Consider the following 21,288-nt stretch of genomic DNA (forward strand, 5'->3'; position numbering starts at 1 on the left):
TATTCGATATAACATTCCAAAATTATATATTTTATGCAATTATATATAATAATAAAGGAGGGAAATAAATTTGGCTATCCATGTAATGATTAAACTAAAATACTCAACTGAGTCTAGAGAAATAGAAAAATCTATTAAAGAACTATCTGATAACGTAATGAGCTTCAATTATGATGATTCATACAGCTGGGTTAGTAAATCACCTGCTGAGGTTCGTATTCCAATTGAAGGTTTTCCTTTCACCACCGAAACAACTTTTGAGCAACAAAAAGGACATATTCTAATAAGGGGAAAATTAGATACACGCGAATGGAAATTAGTTGAAAGTTTTAATTTTGTGGAGAAAGTTTTTAGAGATTCAAATATCCAATTTTCTTCCTCCAAAAATAATATCCAGTATTTTCGCGATACCAATAAACTTAATATAGATACAATTCGAAGAGAATTAAAAATACATAAACTTTGGAAGAAAAAGCTCTATGGTAAAAACATCGTAGTCGGAGTAGTGGATTCTGGAATTGAAATAAATTCAACAAGAAGAGAGTATCCTAGTTTTCCTCAGGTAATAGGAGGATATCCGGCAAATAATTTTGGAACTAAATCTCTTTGGGATTGTCACGGAAATATGGTAGCATATGATATTCTCACAATGGCTCCTAAAGTTAAGCTTTTAGACATACGCGTGGCTGAGCATATTAACTCTAGCAAACTATCTGATATAGCTAAAGCATATAGCTGGGTAGAAACAAATTTTATTAAACATGGAACACCGCACATATTAAATAATAGTTGGGCGCTTTATAATCATATGAGCGATCTATCTTTTGCTCATAATATTAATCATCCAGTTACAGAATGGGTTGCTAAATTAGTAAGTTTGGGTATATCTATAGTCTTTTCAGCAGGGAATTGTGGTTGTTCATCAGATTCACGCTGCGGCAATAGCTATGGCTACAATAGCAGTATTTGGGGCGCTAACAGTCATCCTAGTGTAATTACAGTTGGAGCAGTAAGATACTTAAAACCAAATGATTTTATTATAGAAAATTATAGTAGTGTTGGTAATGGATCTTTATCTCCTCACAAACCTGATTTGGTTTGCTATTCGAATATAAAATTAAGGGGAAAGACTCATACAGGGACTTCTGTATCAGCACCTTTTGTTTCTGGAATTTTAGCACTTCTATACCAAAAAGATCCTAATATAGATCCGTTCACCTTAAAGGACTTACTAATAAACAATTGCACTCGATCTTTACCTTATTTCAGTAAAAGCTATGGTCATGGTCTTATAAATCCTTTTGAAGTCGAAAAGTACATATAGCACTACCAGCAATTTTAATAATCAATAAAAGCAGGAACATTGTTTAATACAACATCCCTGCTTTTAATTATTACCATTTAACTCCTACTACTTTTACTATCCATTTAATACAACGCATTATACATATGAATAGTAAACTCAGCTTCGCTATAAGGCGTTACTTTGTTTCCTTCTACTGTCGCCATTTTCAGTGTGCATTTTTGACCTGCTTTATAATATTGCTCGGTTAAATCAAATACCAGTTTCGCAGTACGTTCGTGATTTTGTCCCAGCATATTAAACGTATAATCTACCTCATTTGAAATACGTTCCCCGTCTAAATAAAATGCAAATCGAACGGTATGCGCCATAAATTCTGTCGAAATACTTTGTTCTTGATACAGCGGCACTTCAACACGGAAGCTTTTAATGACACGTGATGGCATTGCTACACTAATTTCAACAGGCGTTGCTTGAGACGTACGACGATAATCAATTAACGGTGTAATGGCCTCTTGTGGTGTTGCACCTCCATGTACAAATTGTAAACCGCCACCACCTACGAAACGGTTAATCCCTTTTGCAATAGCTTTCTCCGCATCTTGTAGCGTCGTAAAGGTTTCTGGTACGGCAATCGCCCCAGCACCAATAACTAAGTTTTTACCAACAACAAAACGACGATTACCATCAAATTTCTCGCCCTCAACACTCGCTACTTTCCCGGCATTTTCAACTTTTGAATTTTGATATAAGAACCCGTGATCTGCTGTAATGAAAATACGCTTCACCTGCCATCTTGAAAGTAGGTCTACAAGCTTCTCTAAGTCATCCATCGCTCGATCAACTGCTGCATATGTTTCACGCTCTGATTTGACTGAGTCACCAGCAGCGTCAATCACATCATGATACACATAGACTAAACGTTTACCTTTTAATTGCTCTTCAGCTGTAGCACGTGACCAAGACATAATCTCATCAAATCGGAAAGCAATCGCATCTGGCTCAGATTTTTGTAAAATTTTAATGCGATTCGTTAAACCATTTGTCGGCTCACTATCTGCTAATACTGTTCCGTTCGGTGCAATCGTCAATGTTTTATGCGGTAAAAGTGAGGCCATACCGAGCTGTGTATAAGTTGGCATATTCGCAACGAGTGGACTAATCGTAGCACTACCATTTGCACGTGCATCTAATCGCTCACGTAGCTCTGCCCCTGCTTCAAAACGTAATGCATCTGAAATAATGACGAATACACGCGTTGATTCCTTATGCATAATCGGTTCAATATTTTCCTTATAGAAAGTAGCCTGTTTTGGGAGCTTCCCTAATTCCTCTTGTTCTAAAGTAAAATTCGTTTCTTCCGCTACTTTTGATAAATACTTATTTTCATACCAGTTCGTTAACTTTTCAGCTAACTCATCTAATACTTCTCTATTTTCAAGTTGCATGTAACCTACTATAAAACGACGATATGCCTGATCAATTAAATATAAATCACTTGCATACTGCACATATAACGGAATACGTGTATCATATTGCTTTAACAAAGTTTTATGCATCGTTAAATCTACCGTGTGTACTAAGACTGTTAATAGTCCACGAATACGCTCGTTACGATTTGCCCAATGCATGTTTAAACGATTTTGTAATATTTCTTTCCATTCCTCTAGATTAGCAGTTTGATGCAGTAGCTCTGTCGTTAGCTTTTCAATTAATAACACATCAATAACAGGGAACGTTGAAATGTCTGCATAATGCTCAATTGGACGGTCATTTAATAATTCAACGATTGAAAACGTGCCTTCTATTTCTTGCATATACTGCTCTAACACTTCACGGTCCTTCGTTTGTAACCAATCATCTACAAATAATGCGCTGGCATTAGCACGTGTCGTTTCATACTTTTTCTGCAACGTAGCATCCTCAAACTGCGCATGGCGTTGGAAATGGGCATACAAAATATGCTCCATTAAATGTTGCAATGTATATGCCTCAATATGAACACCGAAATACTGTCCTAATAAAACAAAGAGCTGCTCCTTACTAAAACGCTTCACAATCGATTTAAATAACTCATTCGAATCTTCTTGTAAGCCAGCCATCAATAGATTTTGGGCAATTTTGTCCATATCCGCAACTTGCGCTCCAGTTAATACAGCTAACATCGCATATTCAAATTCACGCTCACTTGCTTGTGACTTCAACACTTTTTTTAGCTTTTCTTTACGCTCTGCACTTTTGAAAAACTCTGGGTACTTTTGCATCATTTCACGTAACATTGCATCATTCACTTGAAATTTTTCTGCTAATAAAGCAGTCGTATCTGCTTTAAATTCTGTACCGTACAGCTCCATATCAAGCAAATAATTTTTTTCCTTTTCAGGTTTTGCAAATTTCGCATATAGTAAAAATGATTCGTCTTTTTTCTCTGTTTCAATTTCAATTTTTAACGAGAAGAAATTGTTACGTGTCAATGCCCGTACTTGAATCGGCTGATCTGCTAGTTCTTCCTTTAGCGATTCCACGGTACGCTCACCCTGCTCGTCATACCAAAAAACAACGGTACGAGGCTTGTTCTTTTTATGTAATTCATCTTCTATGCGTTCTTTTAATAATTGTAATACGTTCAACGTGAAGCTCCTTTCTAAAATTATTTTAAAAATATCATTTCTATAAAAAGCATGGATATTAATCATAATATTAATTTGAGTATCAAATTTCTCCTCTTCATTAGCAAGGCCGGTAAAGTTCAACTACGTTAGTAGGAAAAAGGTACTTTTATTTTATATAGTAAAACATCCGCTACACTATAAACATAGTATAACGGATGTTTCATCCTCAGTAACTATTTAATCTTCGCTAATACACCTTTTCCACCACAATAAAATTTCTCGTAGTTCACCTTCACACCATCATCTAAATCAATTGGTAAAGCAGCAGTTGCAAATTCTGCTAAACGCTTATCAAAATCACGAAGTTCTTCAATTTTCTTTTCAAACTGCACTTTTTCAGCATTTAGCTTTTTCTTATCCGATGCACTTAAATTTGCATTTACTAAACGAGTTTCTAAGTCGGCAATCTCTTGCTGATATTTTGCTTGTATTTCTTGCAAATGCTCGAAACGGATAGATGCCATTGTATCTGGTTGGTAATGATGCATGTAAATTAATGAACGTAAGCCTTTTTGTTTACCTGAATCTATTAGCCAATAAATCGGTCGTTTATAATACATTTTACAGTGGTCAGCGAAAAATTCGTCGAGGAAGTAGCGACGGATACGTGTTTCTGCGTTTTCTCCTTTTTTCATTTCCAGTACATCTGCAAGCCATTCAATATTTTCATCGACTGCTTCTGCTGAAAAGGTCTGCACTAAAAATTCATTCAATAGCTTCATAATATCATTTTCAAAATAAGGCACTTCAGTCATAATAACCGATCTTAGTACTGCATTAGCGCTCGCCCCCTGATCTCCACCTGCATAATAAATTCCATCATCCTTTATTGAATATCGACCTAATTTACAGCCGATAAAGTATGACAATAAATCACGCGCTACAGATTTAGATGTTGGTACATCAATACTGATTGAATCAAGTGGAACATCTGGTGTTAAAATATCATTCATAGAATATAAATTAATGAAATACTCATTAATTTTTTCTTCATTTGATTGAAGTTCTAACTTTAATGATTCAATGTGATTTACATAATTAGCAAAGCTTTCGGCTAACCTTGTTGTCACTTTTAATAAAAGTGGATTTTTTTTGAATTCCCAAGATAATTCATTATAATCCCAAACTTCCTTCATGATTTCAATATTACGATTCACTAATTGTTCAATTTCATCATTTTCTTCAACCAAAATAGGAATTTGTCCAACTACACCACAACTATAGTTCATCGTCGGATTCAACAAATCTAAAAATACTCGACTAACTTTTGAGTTTAAAAGTGCTAAAGTTAGTGGCTTCAATTCATTCGCATGGAAATAAATACAATTTGAAGCTGTATCTAAAATATAGCCATCTTCAAAATATCGTGCTGAAAATTCACCTGAAGTCATTAACGTCCAAGAGTAATGTGGTTTAAAAAAGTATTGCGGACTACGTACAGCTGCTCTTGGATTATTTTTAATTTTTTCACCATCATTACCCCACTCCACGATATTAAGCTTATTTCCGTACCATTTACGGTACGGTCCACCTTTATCCATCGGAGCCCATTTTTTCTTTGACTGCTTAAATGCCTCTGAACTTTTATATTTAAAACCAATACTATTAATGTTTACTTCATACCAATTTTTAATAAAATCCACTCCGCCACCAACAGACATACCAAATTTCGGTATAGAGATATCACTCAATGATCTATTTTCAAATTTAGCTAGTGTATTTTCATTAGCCCAATAAGCAATTTGCTTTGAAGGTAAATGTAAAAATTCATATTGTGCTAATATATTATATTTCTCATTTACTATTGGAAAAGCAAGCGGTAAGCCCTCATCATCAATTTCAAAATAGCGTAGTGCTTGATATACACCTTGCACATCTTCAATTTTAATATTACGTAAAGAGAAAGCAACTGTACCAAAATTTATTCCTAAGCTGGTTCTGCCTTTACCATCGTATGGCATATGAACAAAGGAATCGAACGTGCTATTTCCAATTAATTTAGTACGTAATTTTTCAAAACCGCTTAAAAACATCCACGACTCCATTGTTATCGCTGAAACCCATCCAGTAGAATGCGCTAAGTTTATACTTTTCTCCATAAATGCCGCAAATAAGTCTAGCTTCGATTCGTTATAATATTTCTCTAAAAAACCCGATAAGCTGGCATTCATACCTTTATTATTTAAATATGGTGGGTTCATAACGACAACTTCATATACATTCCGCAAAATCTTTGTTTGATGAACTAATACGGGTAATACCTTTTTGGCAATCTCATGTTGTTCTTCATCGAATAAATCTTCCACTGGATTATTTCTAATTTGTTCAAGTCTTTCTTCAATAAACGAAATATCTCGTTCTGTAATGTTAATTAAAGAACCATATGTTTTCGCATTATAATACTGGTCGAAGAATCCCTTTATTTGGAAGTGTCGCTCACCAACTTTTTGCTGTGCGATATAGGCAATCACATCATTTGAAATATGATTTGTTTCTTGAATTGAAGCCAAGTTTAACTGAATACCTTCACGCTCCACACTACGTAAGAATAGTTTAGAGTACGAAGCAGCTTTCATGACAACCGCAAATGCAGCTAATTGGTATGCTCGATCATCAATATCTAATCCGTATAAGTTATTTTCTAAAATTAAACGTGGAATGTCTCGTTTTGGAAAGCCACATTTCATATAAATTTCATGGAATACATCAAAAGCATAAACTAAAATATGTCCACTTCCCATGGCAGGATCGAGTAACTTAATATCTTCTACTTTTAATTCTTTATTCACATATGGTGCAATTTTTTCGTAGAAATTTTCTTCTTCATGTTTAATGAAATATTCCCAGTTGTTGATTAAATCTTCATCTTCTCTATGTGCTTCCGTCCAGTATCGACCAAGTGAGTTTTGCACTAAATATTGCACAATCCATTTAGGTGTGAATAACTGTGTTGCAAATGGAATTTCTTCTTTTTTATACTTCGATTTTTGCGCAAAGACACGATCTTTTTCTTCTGCAATATAGTATTGATACAACCAACCAATCACTTCAATTTCAGCAAAACTCTCTGTTAATTCTTCATTTTGTACAAGTGTTTTAATTACTGATTCTGCATCTAATAAGAAGTCTGGTAATAGTAACTCAGTAAAATCCTGAATCGGTTCAAACATAAATGGCAAAATGCGATTTAACGCATTACATTGTGCCACAAATAAAATACGGTATGCCGCCTCTGTATTACCAGCGTTTATTAGCGAACTTATTTCCTTATGCTTAATAGTTAAGTCCATCGTGTCATATTCAAATAAAATATCTGGATCTACTCGTCCGACACTACTTGATAGCACATTCACTCGCTCTGGTAAGTATTCATGTACTTCCATAAAGCGAATGGCAATTATTCGGTTAAACCATGTATAAGCTGCTTCTTCTAATATTTGTTTATAGCCTTTTTGCTCTAACTGTTTTTGTAACGCCTTAAAAGCGCTTTCCATCGATAACGGATACGTTTGTCCATTAATTAATAATTGTCCAAACTGTTCTTCGATATGTAAACCGTTCTTTTCATCGATTCCGTATAAAAGGGCTTTTGTTTGGACTTGCTCAATTAATTTACGGCGTGACCAAGTTGCAAAGTTTTTCAATGCGGTTTTATTCATAATTTTGCTCACCTCTTATATGTAAAGGAAGGGGAAATCCCCCGCCTTTTTATAATTCAAATTTTAACGTGTTGTCTTTTAACTCTCTTAATAGCTGCTGTTTTAGATCTGCTAATAGATCGTCTAATTCTGATTGTGTTTGAATTTCTGTTTTAACTAACATGCCGCGTAGGGTTTGCGATGAAATAACCTTTGTACCCTTTTCTCGTAAAACTTGCGGTGGTGTAGCCTCAGTTGGTGTTTCCCCTACTGGCTTCTTCAATAAATGAAGTAATACATCTTCTTTATGTTTTGCAGCTTGTTGAATTTGTGCTGTCACATCTCGAAGCTCACTTAATTTCATTTGAACCATAATTAAACTATCAGCTGCTAGAAGTTGTTGCTGTGCATTCGTAAATCGAGGCATCCTTTCAGCAATTAAGCTACTTACCGCTTCGTTATTTGAGTAGTATTCTTGTAGCTCACTTAATTTTTGCTCCAGCTGTGTAATTTGAGTACCAACTGCTTTCTTATGTTCAACGACTTCACTTACAATTGCCCGCTGTAGCTTCTCAATGATTGACGGAATTAACGGAATATCACGATACGGCTCTGATTTCACTAAAATGTCCGTTAACTGTTTTTTTAATATTTTCACTTCATCTGATTGTGTATGTGTTAAATCGTTGTGGATAGCTTTTAAAAACTGTACCGCTTCATCAAAACGCTTGATTGGTGCATTTAAGTAAAAGCCAGCTAAATCTTCAAGTTCTTCTAGAGCATCAATCAATTCATCTTCTGCTTCTATAAAAGCCTTCACCAGCTGTTCCGGTTCTCGAATTTGCAATAGACGCTTTATGTCATTTGATATTGCAACTACTTTTGTATATTCAGGATAAGGATATTGTGAAGAATTACCTTGCTGATAGCGATCCGTAATGTTTTGAAGCGGTTCGCTAAAATGATTATCAATTGCCACAGTTAAAGCGTCTGCAAACTCTTGATAGGAATCCCCAAAATCTAATCGACCAAATAAATCTTTATATAATGCCATGAAGTCTCGACGTACTTTCGGATCAACTTCAATTTCAGGTACTACACGGATTTTATCGCGATCTGTTACACGATTTAACTTTGTATAGAAGTCCGCTGCGATAATTGGGCTAAATAGTTCATCTGTAATCGTAAATTTCAATTTACTATCATGCATTAACGCTAACAAAATTCCGATTGTATCAATTTCTGTCCAACCATATGGTACTTGGCTATATTTATCTAGTACCTCTTTTAATGATGGCTTTTGATGTAAACGAATCAGCTCTTCTAAATAACGAAGCATTTCATTATACGCTCGAATATTCCCTGTTGTATTCAGTAAATCTTGGGCAATCCCTTGCTCATATACACGTTTCCATTCCGCTGTAACATTCTTCATCGGAATTGGCTCATCAATATACTCTAAATATTTATACGTGTTTTGTACGAGCATTTCAAATGCATCATTCACTTGCTTCTCAAAGCTTCCTCGGAAAGTACGCTCTTGCATTTGAATATAGAACGTTGCTGTTTCACAAGCTTTTGCTAATAGTTCTTTTGCTTTTTTATCATAATCATCGACACTTGCTAATTTTGTATCGTAGATGCGGTGCTGTGCTTGTGTTGTACTTGGATTACGCTTTGCAGATACGTAACGCTGAATTTGTTCTGATAAACGAATTGCTTCTTCCGCCTCCACCACTAACTCTTCGTTTAAATAGACAACCATTTGTCCTTCAACCGATTGTAAAGCCGCTTCTGCTGGCGACATAGAGCCTGTAATGACTTGCATCGTTAACGGGTATTTCATATTTGATTTCGAGTAGTTATCAAATCGCTTATTATATTCAAAGATAAAGCCATTGCTATTCTTAAATTTCGGCTTATCATAAATTTCAGAGAAAAATGTCCCTGCTAAGTTTTCCTTAATTGTACTTACATTAATGTCTACGTTGCGAATCTCACTATTAATTTCTTGTTCCTCATCTGAAAGGAATGAATAGGTACCATCCGCATGTTTTTCAATAAACATCGTTTGCTCTAAACGATTTAACGATTCTTTAATGGCTGTTTCGTTTTGCTCAGCATCGATACGCGTTAAAAGGAGAGCCGCGATATTACCTGGTGTTGCTTGAATATGATCAATTCCTTTAATTAAGTAAAGGACTTTTAAAATATCAACATCTGCTAAGTACAGACCTTCATTATTCGCTGCTCGGTTTTCTGCTTTCGTAATCGTTTGCACAATCGTTGACTCTAAGTGCTGACGAATCGTTGGGTAAAATTCTGCCATCGTTACTAATGTGCCAAGCTCATCATCATTATGCTTAATCGCTGCATCTTGGAATGATTTTAACAGTGAACGTTCCCCTCTTGATGCGTAAGAACTTCCTTCACCGTGAATACCGATTTTTTCAAGTACAGCTTGTAATAGTTCTACTTGATAAGGTACAAACGGATAAATCGCAACAAATTCTTCAGTAGTGCGGTAAGCTGAACGGTATTGTGTTTTTTCTTTATCAAAAGATAGACGGTTACGAATTAATTGTTCATTTGGCTCATAAATCGTTTCAAGTGTCTTCTTAGCTGTTTCATTTTTTTCTAATAAGCGGCGCTTTAATACTTCATCTGTATTTGAACTCGATAGATTAATACGTGTTTTGAAGCGGCCTTGGATTTTCGAGAAGCTCGTTGTATCGACTACATTTGCCACTGATTTAATGCTTTCTTGAGACGTAATTGCAATCCAAGCTTGTCCGTTTGTTGCAGCACCGATTTCTTCCACTGCATTTTGTAAGTCGAGCATTAAATTGTTGTCCATACCGATGTACTGACCTACTTCATCGATTAGAAATACTAAACGGTAATCTGAACCTTTTGACTCACAATATTCAGCGATTAGTTTCCCTAGCTCTTTCGCTGAAATGCTAAATTCCTTTTGCGCATTACGTACCATAAAATCAGCTGATGCTTCGTCATAGCCAATCGCCGTTAATGCCGCAATCATTTTCCCAAAACGCATACGGAATTTTAAACGATAGTCTTTCCAGGTTTCTCCGTATAGTTCTTCAATTTTATTCGTGAAAGCAAGGTACTTCCCTTCACGCTCTAATTGGCGCTCAAAATCCGCCACCCAAAGTGTTGTTGAATAGCCCACATGCTCATTGAAAATACGTAAAATGATTTCAATAATACTTTCTTTACTGCCGCGCGTCGCATTTGTACTTGCCTCAGAGCCAACATTGAATAATAGTGCATCGGACTCTTTAGCACCGATTCGACGCATCGCCGCTAATAAAGCGTCATCCTTAATTTTGTCCTCGAAATACTCAAATGGCGCACGACCCTTAATCTCTTTGTTATCTAGTAAGTATGAAAGAATCTTTAAAAAGTGCGATTTACCCGAACCAAAGAAACCAGATATCCAAACACCTACGTCCTTTGTAGGCACTTTATAAACGCCTTCATAGTTTTTATAAAAATCTTTTAAGCTATTTAAAATCTCATCTGTGACAACGTATTCCCTTAACTCTGTGTGAATCGTTTCCTCGTCTGTTTGCCCAGCCTGTACAACACCGTTAATAGGGCGATTAATATCTTCTTTAAAAATATCCTTAATGATCATTCAACGCACTCCCTATGAAATTCGTGTAATTTGATATTCGTCTTCGTGACGGAATTGATTGTATAAGCGTAAGTCGAGACCCGTAAAATGTCCTGGGTAGAACAATATTAATGGCTTTCTATACGCATGATTAGACAACTTTTTTAATAGATGACTAGAACGAAGAAACGGATGTACTGTACCTACACCTGTAATAAATATAAGTTCAGCATCTTCAGCTTGTGCAATAAAGCTTTCTACTAATAACGTGCGGTCTTCAAGTACTGTTTGAATCGCTTGAGATAGTTCTTCATGCCCTTCTTCTTCTGCCAATTCGATGAGTTCTTCTAAATCGTCTTCAAATAATGTGAGCAGAAACTGAAATAAATTGATTTCCTTAATATTTAATGGCGAACGTTTTAGTAAGCCTTCTGTATAAGTACGAACAATCAATTCATCTTCTGCTGGATAATCAAATACAAAATGTGGAATTTCACTACCTATCCCAGTAGGCTTCGTAAAACCCTCCTGATGAATTCGTGCTTCTAATTGTTCTAGTCGTTTATAAATCGTCAATATTTCCACCTACCTGTAACGTAATTATTGCCGTTAATAATGGGTCATTTTTGTATGCGTATTCTTTTAATCGTGGACTTACATGTAATGGTGCAATTGAGTAGACTCCATCATTTAGGTCAATTATACCACTTGAACTGTAAAACAATAGAAGTGTATTATTGATCTTCTTCTTTGAAACTTCGCTCCAGTTTGCAATTTTTTCAGACTGAAGCTCCTTTTCTTCCATAAATGATTCTAAATGAGCTAAAACCAATTGCTTATTTTTCTGTTGATAGCGATAAATAATTAATTCGTATAAACTTTCATATGCATACCGATATGTCTTTAGAAATGTATATAAAATTAATGCTTTTTGATCGTATTTAGTACCTGTCAAATAGAAGCTCCTATGCTTGTTAGTTAAACTAATAGCTCTTTTATACACTAACTGAAATCGCTTTTGTAAGGCAGACTCTGTTTTCACTAAAAATGGATTTTCGTTTAAGATAACTTCTCGAATTTCAGCTCTACTTAACCCTTGCTCTAATAAGGCTAGAACATACTCAATGTCTTGTTGATACCATCTTTCACTTGTTAATCCTGCTGAGTATTCCATTTTATGACCTCCATCTTCACTCTTAATACAATTATAACTATTACCTAGACAATAGAGAAATTGATTATATTTAAAACTTGAAACCTCTCACCAAAAATTTGATTCTATAATGAAACCTTCCCCTAAATTACTCGTATACTTTATCAATACCATTTTATAGGAGGGCCGACTATGAGAGAAGCATGGCACACAAATGATGCAAAAATTTATATTATTCCGCTAAACTTGTCTAAAACTGAATTTGAAAATCATAAACAGATTGCGAAAAAAGGTACATTTCTATGCCCCTATTGTAAAGCTAAACTATATGTAAAAGGTGGTGAAAAGCGAGAGAAACATTTCTCACATTTGCACGGAGAAAGTTGTGAGGAATCCAAAAAAAGCGAAGCACGCTACACCAAGTATGTAAATCAAAAGAAAAATGACACACCACGACATCCACAAATTTTAGCTATAATGAAAGATGAGTTTGATGTTTTATCGAAAGTATATCCATTTCTTAATAATTCTTATGGTTACCTAAACCCTTTATTCACCAAATACATCCCAGACATTTCATTAATAATTAACGATCACAAATATGCCATTACCGTTTTAACGAACATATCAAGTACTAACGATATTACTACAGCAAGAAACATCCAAAAACAAAAAGACTATTATGAATCTATAGGTTATGAACCACTATTTTTTATTGAACGCAGTCATTTAGGAATTGATATTGACGGTCAATCGTTAGTGCTATGGGCTACAGAACGTGAAGCTTTAACATCACAGAAAGCTGATTTACAATGGCAAGGTTTTTTATCACAATTAGCCCCTATAGTTGAACAACAAAAAGTATTAAAACTTCCAAAAACTGATTTAATAGTAAAAAGCATTATGTATATCACACCAGCTAATCAAGCGATTGCCGTAGAAGTGTTTCATGTATTAGAACAATCAAACACAACACCAGTTAAAGCCTATTTTTTAAGTTATCCATACACAATAACATTTTCTCAAGCATTTAAATTAGACGCTGATTCTCTTACCCTAGCGGACCTAAATGTCGAAATGGACATGCAATCAAAGTATGCTGAGAAGTTAAAAGCCGCAAAAGAAGCATTTATAGCAGAACAACAAGAGTTGGAAAGGCTAAAATTGGAAGAAGGAAAATTGGCTAAACCTTCTTTTATGGACAGGAAACAACAAACTTTAATAAAACAAAAAACATATCAAGATAGCTTTAACAACAGCGATTATAGTAAAGCCGATGCCAATAAAAAAATGGAAATGTTGAAGCGGATGTATAATTTAAATAATTAAATTGTTCGAGGATTAATTTTTGCGAAAATATACTCTCATACTGATACATCATAAGTATAGTAAATTTAAACTTTTAAGTTAAAAATATATATTATTACTTTATTAGTATTAAGTCGCTACATATATTATGATGTGGGTTGAAAATTTAACAGCGCGGTTGTTTAAATTTATGTGCCTAATTTAAATACATTAGCTTAAAGATTTTCTATTTCAATATTCTTAGCACAATAATGAATGTTAACAATTTACTACAAATCGATTAGCAAAAAGTGTAGAGAATCAATCTCTACACTTTTTTTCTTCATAGTCCCCCTTAGGGTAATTAGTTCCCCTAAAGTAACTTTAATATTTTAATGGTTTCTCATCGATTAGGTACTTAGTGTAGGGTTTAGACATAGTCATTAATTAATGTAATGAATATCCTTTCAGCACATTCAACTCTGTGTACATTTATATATATGAAATCGATTGATATAGCTCCTCTATTAACACAACCCAAAATAATGAAGCCAAAAAGAATCTCCCCGTTACCATACTAATACTCCAAATAAGAAATAAATATAAAAAAATTATACATACCTTCTATAACCAAACTCAATGAGTAAAAAAAAAATATTTTTTAATAATTTTTAATTTTGGTCTTAAAACGTAATTATACATGAGCTAGAATATTTAAAATTTATTGGAGGTAGGATTATATGAACACAGAAAATCACAACAAAAACAATATCAAAGCTAATGATGCACCAATCGGAGAAAGCTTTGGATTTTATCACGATTTAAAAAGACAGGTGACTACAGCATCCATAACAGAATTTGAATGGGAGGATCCAATTGAATTCGACGAGATTGAATTAGAAACTTTCGACATCAGTATTTTTCCAGATTTTTTGCAGAATACGATTTTAGCAGTTAGTAATTTTACACAAACACCTGTTGACTTGCCTGCAATGTGTTTGCTAGGTGCATTATCAACAGCCTTACAAAAAAAATTTTCGGTAGAACCCCTCTCAGGGTGGCATGAACCATTGAATACTTATACAGCCATATTAATGGGATCATCCAATCGAAAATCGGCTGTTTTTAATTTTTTTATGTCCCCTATCATTAAGTTAGAATCGCAACTTATTGATACTCATAAATCAATTAATGCAGAGGTTATTAAAGACCTTCGATTACTTGAAAAACGAATTGATAATTTAGAAAACAAATATGCTAGAACTGGTGATAAGAAAACTTTAGATGAATTACAACCATATTACGATCAAAAAGAGAATCTTAGTATTACGTCTACGCCAGCTCTTCTTCTAGACAACTCAACCGAAGAAGCAATTGTTTCACGATTAGTTGAAAATAAAGAACGAATTTCGATTGCTTCATCTGAAGGTGATTTATTTGAACGAATAAAGTTTTTCCAAAAAAATGATGCGAGTAAAGTAGATGTTTATTTAAAGTGTTATAGCGGCGATCCTTTACGCAATGATCGAATTTCTCGAAGTACCGAACGTTTAATCGAACCGTTACTGACGATTTGTATTTCTGCACAGCCTACAGTTATTCAAGACATGCCTCAAAAAATTATCGACCGTGGATTAATTCCACGATTTTTAATTTCAGTTCCTAAAGATTTTATGGGCGAACGAGATGTGTTTAATGCTTCACCTATTCCAATAGAAATAGAAGAAAGATATAACAATTTTATCTATAAGTTATTAAACTTCGAAAAACAACATCCTATTTCGATTCAGTTAGGTGAAAACGCATATAAAATACTAAAACAATTTGAGTTCGAAGTAGAAAAAGCATTTTTACCAGATCAAATTTATTACGGACAACTTAGAGGATGGGGCGGGAAAATTGTAGGGAATTTGTTACGTATTGCTGGTCTATTACACGTATCAAAACATGCACTTAATGCTAATAGCAAAGAAGATATTCCTACTGTTATTGATGCTGAGACATTAGTAGACGCTCTTAAATTAAAAGCTTACTTTGATGCTCATACCGAGAAAGCCTTTGGAATTATGCGTAACAACGTATCTTACGATAACGCAAAATTTCTATTAAAAAAAATTTTAGAAGCATTTAATAAATTAGATAGCATTTCAATCCCTAAACAAGAAATATGGCAAAATACAAAAAAAACGTTTGCCACTGCTAATCATTTAGATTTAACCCTTAAAACTTTACAAGAACGCGGATATATCAAAATGGATAAGGGTGGTAAATCGGGACAAAGAGAATTTATCGTCTTAAACCCTAAAATCGTTCCAATTGAATAATTAAATATTCATTTTAGAACTTAAACTTCTTTAATTTTGGTATTGATTTTTATTTTTGTTAGGCAAATTTATATTTTTTTCATTCACTCTATTCGAATATGAAACATCTTCGAGTATCATGTTTCCAGATCGGACATGTCATCCATTCTACTCAAGTATTATTAGAAAATATTTTTACAGCAGCTATTCGAATATGAAACATTTCCTAGTATCATCTATGCAACTTGTGTCCAAGTAAAAAGTTCAAGTCACTTATTTCGAAAGGAAGTATCTAGATGCCCCAAAATAACACTAGCAAAAATGTAGTAAGCAACTGTAATCCATCTGAGTGGATGGATTTAAAAACCGCAGCATCGTATCTAAATGTCTCATACAAAACTCTAATGTCCTTCCGCGCAATGGGGTTAGAAATTGTAGAAATCGGAAGAATTAGGAGAGTTTCTAAAACAACATTAAATGATTTTATGCAAAAACACAGTTTTTAACAAAACAAAATATTATGGAGGAATTTAAACATGACAAATCAATCAAAATATCACCCTGCAATTAAGCCATACACTTTACAAGATGGCGCTACATTATACCGTTTTACAGCGTACCTTGGAGTTGATCCACTTACTGGAAAAGATAAAATTGTAACTCGTAGCAAATTTGCAACAGCAAAGCAGGCACAGATTGCATTAGATAAACTAAAGTATGGATTAAATAACGGACAGGTACCTGAAAATAATCGTAAATCATTTGTTAACGTACATGAAGAATGGGATGTACTATACAAGGAATCAGGAATAGTAATGAGTACGTACTCGAAAACTGAGGGCTATTTCAAAAATCATATTATTCCTTTTTTTGGCGACATGAAGGTTGCAAAAATTACGGTACAACATTGTGAAGAATTTGCTGTACAATTATCAAAAAAATTGAAGTACTTTCATCACATCGTTAATTATGCATCTGATGTAATGGATGCGGCAGTGCGATATAATTATATCAATTCAAATCCTTTTAGAATCGCGAAAATTCCGAATGAGCAAGTTCAAGAGAAAACTGATAATTATTTGGAAATTCAAGATTTCAAAGTTTTACTAGATTACTGTAAGAAACTAGATTTAAAATCATACGCTTTACTTCGCCTTCTAATGTTTACAGGGATGCGAAAAGGCGAACTTATCGCTATAACTTGGTCCGACATTGACTTTTCTGAAAAAACATTAGAGATATACGAGGCATATTCCTACTCGAAACACAACAAAGGAAATAATATAGGGCTAACAAAAGGAAAACGCAGTCGGAATATTGTTTTGGATGACCAAACATTAGAAGTGCTAAAGAAATGGCAACAGGAACAAAAAAATCTCTTTATTCAAATAGGGATTCCTATTAAATCACCAGATCAACAATTGGTATTTAGCAATTCAGTAAATAACTTCATAAAACTTGATTATTCGAATCAGTTATTGCGTAAAGCGCTAGATGTCCTTAATTTAAAATATATTACTGTACATGGTCTACGTCATACTCACGCTACACAATTAACTGAAGCTGAAGCCAGTTTGATCAGTATTCAACAACGATTGGGACACATTGAAAAAACGAATACAACAGATCATTTTTATGTGCATGTAACTAAAAAAGTTAAAATTAATACTCTAAATTCTTTACTAACTTACTTAGCCGAAAATAATATTTACTAATATGGTGATTTTTATAAAAAAACATTTCAACTATTGGAGATATGTCATCTTACTAGTAAGTCACTGTCCAAAATAGTTCCTTAAAGTAAAATTTAATGTGAAAATACTTGGTGGAATTTGGTTAACTTTGAATGCTTGACACAGAATAATAGCATAAAGCACTTGGAATCCTTGTCAATTCTAGGTGCTTTTTCTCTTCTCTTATTTGTCCAGTCTTCTTAAATACAATATAATTTAAAACGTAGTAATTAATACTACAGCCTCAAAGTCTCCGTAAGCACGAACTTGGAGGTTTTACAAAATGACAACGATTAAAAGTTACACATTAAAAAACAACGAAAAACGCTATAAATTCCACGTATACATCGGTGTTGATCCATTAACAGGCAAAGAAAAAACAACTACTCGAAGCGGTTTTAAAACAAAGCGAGAAGCAAAAGAGACCCTTGCACAAATTCAACATGAAATTCGTAATGGTACATTTCGTAAAAAATCTGTTGAATCCTATTTAGATGTCTATGATTTATGGATGGAGCAATATGAAAACACCGTGGAAGATAGTACTTTACTAAAAACGGAGCGAATTTTTAAAAATCATATTCTGCCGAGTTTTGGGGATTATAAAATTGCTAAAATTGATGCGGCTATTTGCCAAAAGTATGTTAACCAGTGGGCAAAAAAATTGCAACGATTCCGTATGGTTAAAAATTATGCTGCTTTAGTAATTAAATACGCCATTAAACATGGTTTAATCGATAAAAATCCCTTCGACTTAGTTGAAATGCCAATCAATAAATCAAAAATTGATTTAGATGATGATGAAGAAGAGTATGAAAACTTCTATACGCGGGAGCAATTGATTCAGTTTTTACAATGCGTTGAGCAAGGCAATAATTTGAAACGCTTTACACTATTCCATCTGCTTGCTTTTACAGGAATGCGTAAAGGGGAAGCTTTTGCTCTTCAATGGAAAGACATCGACTTTGATGCACAAGAGATTCGTATCACTAAAGCTATAAAACGTGGAAAGTTAGGATTGTATTTAGGGCCAACAAAAAATGGTGAGTCACGAACAAATAAAGTAGATGAAAAAACGTCTAACCTATTAAAACAATGGAAAATTGAACAATCAGAGGTCTATAAAACAAAAGGTTATAATACGAATACTAAAAAGCAGCTAGTATTTTCAAATGAGCAAAATGTGCTACAAGATCCAAATAAAACAGTTCAATGGCTTTCAGCAATTTTTCAAAAACATAACCTTGATTACATTACTACACATGGGCTACGCCACACACATTGTTCATTATTGTTTGAAGCTGGAGCAACGATAAAAGAGGTACAATATCGCCTTGGTCATAAAGATGTAAAAACTACATTAGAGGTTTATGCTCACGTGACAAAAAAAGCAAAGGCAGAGACAATTGATAAGTTTACAAACTTCATGATTGGTCCTGAAAAAGAGTAATTACTAACAAAGGTTTAACAAAGGTTAATAAGGTTTTTAATAAGGATTCAATCCACTCGAGGACAACTCAAAGGTATTAAAAAAGCGCCATAAACGTTGATATATCAACATTTATGGCACTCAGTGAAATTCAGTACATTTCATAGTATGGAGACGGCGGGAGTCGAACCCGCGTCCAGAAGCTCCAATACGCCGGCTTCTACGCGTGTAGTTTACCTATTTGCAATTCGCGTGGCATTATGCCGGTAAACAGGCGTCCTGCACGCTAGCTTGGAAATCTCTTGCCGGTGACTCAAGCGGCACTACCGACCGTATCCCACTAAAGTTGGGCCCTACGTACTGCACATGGGCGATGCAGAGGCAGAGCGCTTACGAGCTTACGCTGCGAAAGCTAAATTTTGTTGTTTGCCAGTTATTATATAACTTCCGTTGATGACGGAGCCGAGACCTCCGACGCGCGACCAGAGCTTGAACCACCCCTGTCGAATCCGTAACGTCCCCGGAATATGCGGTCTTTGCTACACACATTGTGTCTCAAAGCCATCCGGTGAAAGCAAAATGAATTGAACTTCCAAAACGGTTTACGGTCAGATCTGCGTAATGCAGTCTGTAAACGAGCATCGTGTTAAGTAGATGCTCACTGGCACTGTAGTCACATTATAAGGCAAACATAGTCAAACTTCAAGTAATGACTTTGATTTTATTAACGCCAATATATTCCTCGCTAACCGAATTGAAGTATTACCCTAACGAACAGCTATAAAATGAGGTTGACGCGCAATATTGGCATCCTCAAATCCTCAATAACTCTCCAACTCTTCATCCATTAAATTCTCAAACCCTTGATACAATAACTTCGCATCTCCATCAATAAATTTCACAACCGCATATACTGGCAATACTTGTGTTAGATATGGCTTTGCTTCTTCTGGCCAGTTATTAAATTCAGTATCTTTATATTGGCTGAGATCAATATTCCAATCACCTAATACATCCATATAAGTCATACTGTCAAAATGGATTTCATTAATTCGGGCATAATACACATCGTCCGAAACTTTGACCACATGCTCTAGTGTTCGAAATACCTCATTTGAGTAATGATCACTTGGTGGAATGTAAATTACACCATCTTTATACGTAAAGAATCCATAAGGTTTATCTTCATCAGGCTCAGGCATATGAATGTCATTTGCAGTTAATGTTATGTTAAACCTTTTTTCTAGCTCTACGTTAATGGATTCTACTTTATACCCAATAAAGTAAGAATACGGCGGCGCATCAGGTTCGACTAAATTATTTAATATTAATGCAGCAGCTAAGTTTTCATAACGATTACGTTCTCGAGTATCAACAAATCCGAACTTTCTCAAATCCTGAATGACGTTGTCGATCTGTACTTCTATATCTTTTTCAATAGTGGAAGGTTTTGTGATGTAGCTGTTCATTGGAACGGATAGCTGATCCATCACTTCTATTATTTTTTCACCTGCAGTCTGTAAATCAATTTTAAATTCATACTCATCCAGTCCACTTTTCATGACCGCATTTGTTTGACCGATAATTGCTGGGTCTTCTTTTATAAAATTGGAGCGTAACACTTTTGCTTCATCACCATCTGGGTTTGCTTGCCATATTTCTTGCATATAGCCTGCATACCTGCGATGCTCATCATTTATATCAGAACTGCTTTTTATTAGTACGTACAATTCTTCTTGTCCATCTGCATTAGCATCAAATAACTCGGCATAAACGAGCCCTACTGCATGTGGATTATCGTAAAATGTATGACCATTTGGTAAAAATCCAAACTTATTCACTAATTCTCCCATAACCTTGCTGAGCTGTTCAGAATAAAGTCGGCTTGGCACGATACTAGATTTTTCTTGTTGCCCCTTTTGTTCGGCTTGTTGTTCTTCAGTTGAAGTTTCGATTTTCGTTTCACTCTCAACCGATTGTTTTTCCTTTTCTGTGCAGCTTGCTAACAAAAGTACGCTACATGCTAGAAATAATTTCTTCACTTATTTTTTCCCCCTTCCGCCGCCTCTTTACCAATATTTTACACAACGAAAAAACTAGTAGCAAATAATACTACTAGTTTCTAACATT

At 34.6% G+C, this 21,288-nt stretch carries 11 protein-coding genes and 1 other RNA gene; 5 read left to right on the forward strand and 7 right to left on the reverse strand.

Going from position 1 to position 21,288, the window contains the following annotated elements:
* The first annotated feature begins 70 nt into the window (after positions 1-70).
* A complete protein-coding gene (locus tag AAFN87_RS13590; RefSeq protein WP_347791623.1) occupies positions 71-1,324 on the forward strand; it encodes a S8 family peptidase in 1,254 nt (417 codons plus the stop codon).
* Positions 1,325-1,428: 104 nt separating this feature from the next.
* Here AAFN87_RS13590 and pglZ read toward each other — a convergent pair whose 3' ends face one another.
* From pglZ to AAFN87_RS13615, 5 genes are all read right to left on the reverse strand, one after another.
* Positions 1,429-3,933, reverse strand: a complete 2,505-nt coding sequence (gene pglZ, locus AAFN87_RS13595; RefSeq protein ID WP_347791624.1) for a BREX-1 system phosphatase PglZ type A — start codon at positions 3,931-3,933, stop codon at positions 1,429-1,431.
* A gap of 215 nt (positions 3,934-4,148) precedes the next feature.
* Positions 4,149-7,634 carry a BREX-1 system adenine-specific DNA-methyltransferase PglX gene (gene pglX, locus AAFN87_RS13600; RefSeq protein ID WP_347791625.1) on the reverse strand — a complete coding sequence of 1,162 codons (3,486 nt, stop codon included), beginning with the start codon at positions 7,632-7,634 and terminating at the stop codon, positions 4,149-4,151.
* A gap of 49 nt (positions 7,635-7,683) precedes the next feature.
* Positions 7,684-11,274: a BREX system P-loop protein BrxC gene (gene brxC, locus AAFN87_RS13605; protein WP_347791626.1), complete on the reverse strand. Its 3,591-nt coding sequence runs from the start codon at positions 11,272-11,274 to the stop codon at positions 7,684-7,686.
* Positions 11,275-11,286: 12 nt separating this feature from the next.
* Entirely contained in the window at positions 11,287-11,838 is a 552-nt protein-coding gene (locus AAFN87_RS13610; protein WP_347791627.1) for a BREX protein BrxB domain-containing protein, read from the reverse strand.
* Complete coding sequence (locus AAFN87_RS13615) at positions 11,816-12,427, reverse strand: BrxA family protein (protein WP_347791628.1); 612 nt, start codon at positions 12,425-12,427, stop codon at positions 11,816-11,818. The genes AAFN87_RS13610 and AAFN87_RS13615 overlap by 23 nt, the downstream gene beginning before the upstream one ends.
* Positions 12,428-12,598: 171 nt before the next feature.
* Here AAFN87_RS13615 and AAFN87_RS13620 point away from each other — a divergent pair, with 171 nt between their 5' ends.
* The 4 genes from AAFN87_RS13620 (at position 12,599) to AAFN87_RS13635 (ending at position 19,179) form a co-directional block, all read left to right on the forward strand.
* Complete coding sequence (locus AAFN87_RS13620; RefSeq protein ID WP_347791629.1) at positions 12,599-13,735, forward strand: competence protein CoiA family protein; 1,137 nt, start codon at positions 12,599-12,601, stop codon at positions 13,733-13,735.
* Between the two features lie 698 nt (positions 13,736-14,433).
* Entirely contained in the window at positions 14,434-16,017 is a 1,584-nt protein-coding gene (locus AAFN87_RS13625) for a YfjI family protein (protein WP_347791630.1), read from the forward strand.
* Between the two features lie 515 nt (positions 16,018-16,532).
* Positions 16,533-17,711 (forward strand): tyrosine-type recombinase/integrase, encoded by a 1,179-nt coding sequence (locus AAFN87_RS13630; RefSeq protein WP_347791631.1) that lies wholly within the window; start codon positions 16,533-16,535, stop codon positions 17,709-17,711.
* A gap of 301 nt (positions 17,712-18,012) precedes the next feature.
* The gene (locus AAFN87_RS13635) at positions 18,013-19,179 is read left to right on the forward strand and encodes a site-specific integrase (protein WP_347791632.1); all 1,167 of its coding nucleotides are present in this window, start codon (positions 18,013-18,015) and stop codon (positions 19,177-19,179) included.
* A 145-nt stretch (positions 19,180-19,324) separates the two neighbouring features.
* On the opposite strand, the gene ssrA is transcribed toward AAFN87_RS13635, so the two are convergent.
* Positions 19,325-19,680: a transfer-messenger RNA gene (gene ssrA, locus AAFN87_RS13640) on the reverse strand.
* A gap of 299 nt (positions 19,681-19,979) precedes the next feature.
* A complete protein-coding gene (locus AAFN87_RS13645) occupies positions 19,980-21,200 on the reverse strand; it encodes a hypothetical protein (RefSeq protein ID WP_347791633.1) in 1,221 nt (406 codons plus the stop codon).
* Positions 21,201-21,288: the final 88 nt, after the last annotated feature.

Origin of the sequence: Solibacillus sp. CAU 1738, assembly GCF_039888725.1 — a bacterium.
Lineage (GTDB): Bacteria > Bacillota > Bacilli > Bacillales_A > Planococcaceae > Metasolibacillus.